The organism is Gemmatimonadota bacterium, from assembly GCA_026706845.1.
In the GTDB taxonomy this organism is placed as follows: Bacteria; Latescibacterota; UBA2968; order UBA2968; family UBA2968; genus VXRD01.
The window spans coordinates 1-4,532 of sequence record JAPOXY010000272.1 but is presented as its reverse complement, the minus strand read 5'-3'; the positions used below and the strand labels follow the sequence as shown (position 1 = coordinate 4,532).

4 protein-coding genes are annotated in these 4,532 nt (G+C 53.0%); all 4 read right to left on the bottom strand.

The window, feature by feature from the left end:
- Positions 1-452 (bottom strand): hypothetical protein (locus OXG87_23555; protein MCY3872533.1); only part of this gene is annotated, 452 nt, incomplete at its 3' end.
- Between the two features lie 24 nt (positions 453-476).
- A complete protein-coding gene (locus OXG87_23550; GenBank protein ID MCY3872532.1) occupies positions 477-1,841 on the bottom strand; it encodes a sulfatase in 1,365 nt (454 codons plus the stop codon).
- Positions 1,842-1,848: 7 nt separating this feature from the next.
- Positions 1,849-3,210 (bottom strand): arylsulfatase, encoded by a 1,362-nt coding sequence (locus OXG87_23545; GenBank protein ID MCY3872531.1) that lies wholly within the window; start codon positions 3,208-3,210, stop codon positions 1,849-1,851.
- 118 nt (positions 3,211-3,328) lie between these two features.
- Positions 3,329-4,450, bottom strand: coding sequence for a Gfo/Idh/MocA family oxidoreductase (locus OXG87_23540; GenBank protein ID MCY3872530.1), 1,122 nt, complete (start codon positions 4,448-4,450; stop codon positions 3,329-3,331).
- Positions 4,451-4,532 lie beyond the last annotated feature (82 nt).

The window sequence follows — 4,532 nt, the reverse complement described above, 5'->3', positions numbered from 1 at the left end:
GGCTCGGGTACATCGGCGAGATAGATGATGCCAAAGCAGGTAAAGCCCCGGTGATAGGAACCTTTTGGTTTGCCGTTTCTCCCATTGCCCATATTATCGATGTGACCGGTCGGTTCGGGCGGTGCTTTGCCCAGGACATTGGGAAAACGCGAGGCGGGAGTTGTCCTGCCAATAGGGACTTTAAGATTTCCTTCGCCCAGTAGAGATTCGGTCAGAGAAATGACAGGGCTTTTGTGGTACAGATCCTTGATCATTGGGCTGCTATTGAGGTTGCTGACGACCTCACCGCCACCGTGGTGCTTTGCCAAATTCAGACCCTTCGGGCTGAGTGTGCCGATGGAATAGTTGATCGCTTGCCGAGCCGTGTCAACCATTGATTTTGAGATCACACCGGGGATTTTGACATAACCCCGGTGGTAAAATTCACAGATTTGTTCAGTGGTGAGTTTCATAGCATCCTCCCTGTTTATTACCATCTATTGTGGTTCTGCATTGTGTTTTGGCAACCAGGATGCCAGTTCTCGTTTGACGGAAGCATACGCTTTCCGATCTGCCAGATTGTGGAACTCTTGCCCATCGTTTTGATGGTCGTATAATTCTTCCGAGCCATCCTCATATCGGATATAACGCCACCTATCCGATCTTATTGCATGGTTATTGAATCCCTGTGTACAGACCACTGCGCGATGGGTCTGTTCCTCTGGGTTATACAGCAAAGGGACCAGACTCACGCCATCAAAATCTCCTGATATTTTGCCGCCAGACAATTTGATCAGCGTGGGATAAATATCGAGCAGACTGACAGCCTGTTTGCAGACCTTGCCCGAGGCAATCTCTCCAGGCGCAACGATGATCATCGGTACCCGCGTGGTCTGCTCCCACAATGCAAATTTCTCCCAATGCTCCTTTTGCCCCAGATGATACCCATTGTCTGACCACAACACAATAATAGCATTTTCGGCGTGAGGCCCATTTTGAAGTGCTGCTAAAAGACGCCCAACCATGTCGTCGGTAAAACTGACAGCCGCATGATATGCCTGAACAGCCTCTTTCCATTTGTCATTTTCAATCATCCATTTGTGCCATGTGCGCCTAACCATAGCCTGACCTGCTTCTGGCACATCATCCAGATCGTTTTCAAGAACCTCAGGTACTGCAACTTCGTCATAGGGATGTCTCTCGAAATATTCTTCTGGCACGTACCAGGGAATATGCGGTCGATAGATCCCCACGGCCAGAAACAAAGGTTGACCATGGTCTTGAGACAGTTGTTGTTCTGCCCACGACACGACTTTGGCATCGGCCATTTCGCCCGTTTCAATATCCAATGCCGCCCAATCAAAATATCCGCGATAAAACTTTTTGCTCCCATTTACAGGCCAAACATCTGGCGCGACTTCCTGAGGCATTTGACAGTCTTTCGATGGAAAGTATTCGTCCCAGGGGCGGGGATCGAGATATCCCTCATACATCTTTTCGCTCAGGGTCGCCCCGTGGTACACCTTTCCGCCGCCAAGGGTTTTGTACCCCTTGTCCTTGAAATATTGAGGCAGTGTAACCCTATCTTTCAGGCTCTTACATTTTCTCCAATCCTGCCTGTTGAGATACACGCCCGATGTCGATGGAGCCAACCCGGTCATCACACTTACACGTGAAGGATTGCAGGCAGGAGCTGCACAATGTGCATTGGTGAAATACACGCCCTTTCGGGCAAGCACATTCATATTGGGAGTATGAACAGAGGTTTCTCCGTTCATCGCATCGGGACAGCCACACAGATCGTCAATGGCGATAAAGAGCACATTGGGTTGATTGCTTTTATTTGCTTTGGTGTCTGCCATGAACTGCCTAATCCTCATCGTGTCCTTTGAATCCCATGGATGGGTCGAGAATCTCGCCTTCGTGAACCGGTGTGTGAGCGTCCCCGGCATACTGCGTCATCCTCTCGAGAATGTCGGGATACTGAGCAGCAACATCGTTCAGTTCCTCAATATCTGTGCTCAAGTCATACAACTCAAACGGCCCGTCCTTGTCTGGTCTCACGGCTTTCCAACTTCCCATACGAACAGCGCAACTTTTCCGATCCTCCCAGTACAGGTACTCGTGCTGCGCCTGCGTGCGCCCGGTCTCACCGCGCAATGTGGGCGCAATCGAAATACCATCGATATCAGCTCCAGGCTCCGCCCCCGTCAATTCCGCCAGAGTGGGCATCACATCGGGAAAGTATCCCAGATGATCAGAAACCGTTCCCGGCTCAATCCGCCCCGGCCACCGGACGATAAAGGGAACCCGTAGCCCGCCTTCATAGAAATTGCCCTTGCCCCCGCGGAAGCGTTCGCCCGTCCCGGGATTCAGATTGGGGGCAAAAAAGCCATGCGGATGATTATCATTTGCAAAATAAGGAGCACCACCATTGTCGCCGCAAGCAAAGATGATAGTTTTCTCGTCGATCTCCAACGCCTTCAGCAAATCCATGATCTCACCGATCTGGCGATCAGCCATTTCCATCATCGCGGCGTACATCTGTGCATCGTGCGGTCCTCTCTGGTTCGTGGCATCCCATTTCACGTCCCTGTACTTCTGCCATGCCGGATCCGATTCGGGCATCATCCACTGGCCGTGCGGAGGCGTCCACGGTAAATAGGCAAAGAATGGACGATCTTTGTTCTCCCGTATGAACTTCAGCCCTTCTTCATAGATGAGACCATGAGAAAACACCTCACCAGTGTGGAAATCACCTGTATTCCCCTCCAGATACATCTTCTCGCTATTGTGGAGAAGGTACCGCGGATAGTACGTGTGTGCATGCACCTGATGATAGTAACCGAAGAAGGTATCAAAGCCGTGTTTCTCTGGCACACCCGTTGTTCCGGCATCGCCCAGGCCCCACTTGCCGAAGCCGCCAGTTGCGTAGCCCTCGGCTTTGAGCATTCCAGCGATGGTCACATCATTCGGACGCAGTGCCAGACCGCCGCCATTTGCACGGATCGTTGCACGCCCAGTATGCTGACCTGTCATCAGTGCACAACGCGTCGGCGCACAGACATTGCCTCCCGCAAGCATCTGAGTAAATCGGATGCCTTCAGACGCCATCTTGTCGATATTGGGCGTCTGAAGAATGGGATGCCCCATGGCGGACCACTCGAAGTATCCCCATTCATCCAGCATGATATAGATGATATTCGGCTTCTCAATATTTTGTTTTCCCATTGCACTACTCCCTTCACTTATTTATCACCAGGGATTCGTCGCATCCATCTCCCACTTCGCGATGTCGCTCACACCGATGGACCCATCCGAATTTTGCACACAATCTCCTTTCACCCTGCTATCCGATTGCCCAATCCGGGCCGTTCACAGGCTCCAGTTTCCCGCTATCAGCAGAACGGATTCCAGCATCCACAATGGCCGTTGCATCGAGATTCATGCCTACCTGCAGCGTTTCATGAAGGGGATCACCCGTATCCAGATGGTGAATTAATTCCTCGGATATCTGACGACGTCCTTGGGGCAGCCTCTCGCACGAATAGGTGGCACTCTCACCGGCCTCTACCTGGACAGTTGGCTTGCCCCTACCTCCCCCTGCCACCAGCGTGCCTTTCGTCCCATATACAATCGGACCATTCGGTACTCCCTGATGCCTGGTAGTCCAGGTTCCCTCAAACACGCCCATTGCACGCGAGAACCGGACGATCATCACGCCGTTGTCGTCTGCATCACCCCACGGGCTATTCAAGTTCGCTCGCATTCCGATTGCCGACACGCCAGGTTCACCGATATACCATCGCGCGACAAGGGCTCCATAGGAACAGAAGTCCAGCATCGCACCCCCGCCATCCGACGCGCGATGCCACCAGGTAGCACCCAGTTCTCGTTCGGTCATCGCTTCCGCACCTCCGCTTACACCTGCGTGACTAACACCCGCCCCGAGCGGTCCGCGGTGACCACCCCGCCAACGGACTTCGAGTACGCGACCGATCACGCCTTGATCAATCAACTCTTTGGCCTTTCTCGCGGCAGGACGCCACGTAATCGGCCAATTCACCGCCATTGTCACCCCTGCGACTTCGCAAGCGCGGGCCATCTGCAACGCATCAGACATCGACATTGCCATCGGTTTCTCTACGCATACATGAGCATTCGCCTGCGCGCAGGCAGCCACCACTTCCGGGTGGCGCGCGTTTTCGGTCGTGCAGATTGCGATGTCAAGCGCTTCCTTCGCCAGCATCTCTCGATAATCTTCGTACGCTTTCGGAATCCCTATCGTGTTCAGCGCGTTTTTCATATTCCACCCGCGAGAGTACGGCGCTTCGCGCAACTCGGGAACCGTCGGCACGGTATCCGCACAGGCCACCATGTCAACCTGCGAGTGTTGTGCAAACAACGCGGCAACATTGTTGACGTGCATATGTGCAAAACCGATTACGCCGACCCGGTATGTATGGCTCATATACCTCCTCCTGTTGGCACCTGGTTACGCCTGTAATGAAACGAAATGCTTTCCTTATCCGCGAATCGGTCCCGGATTTGGC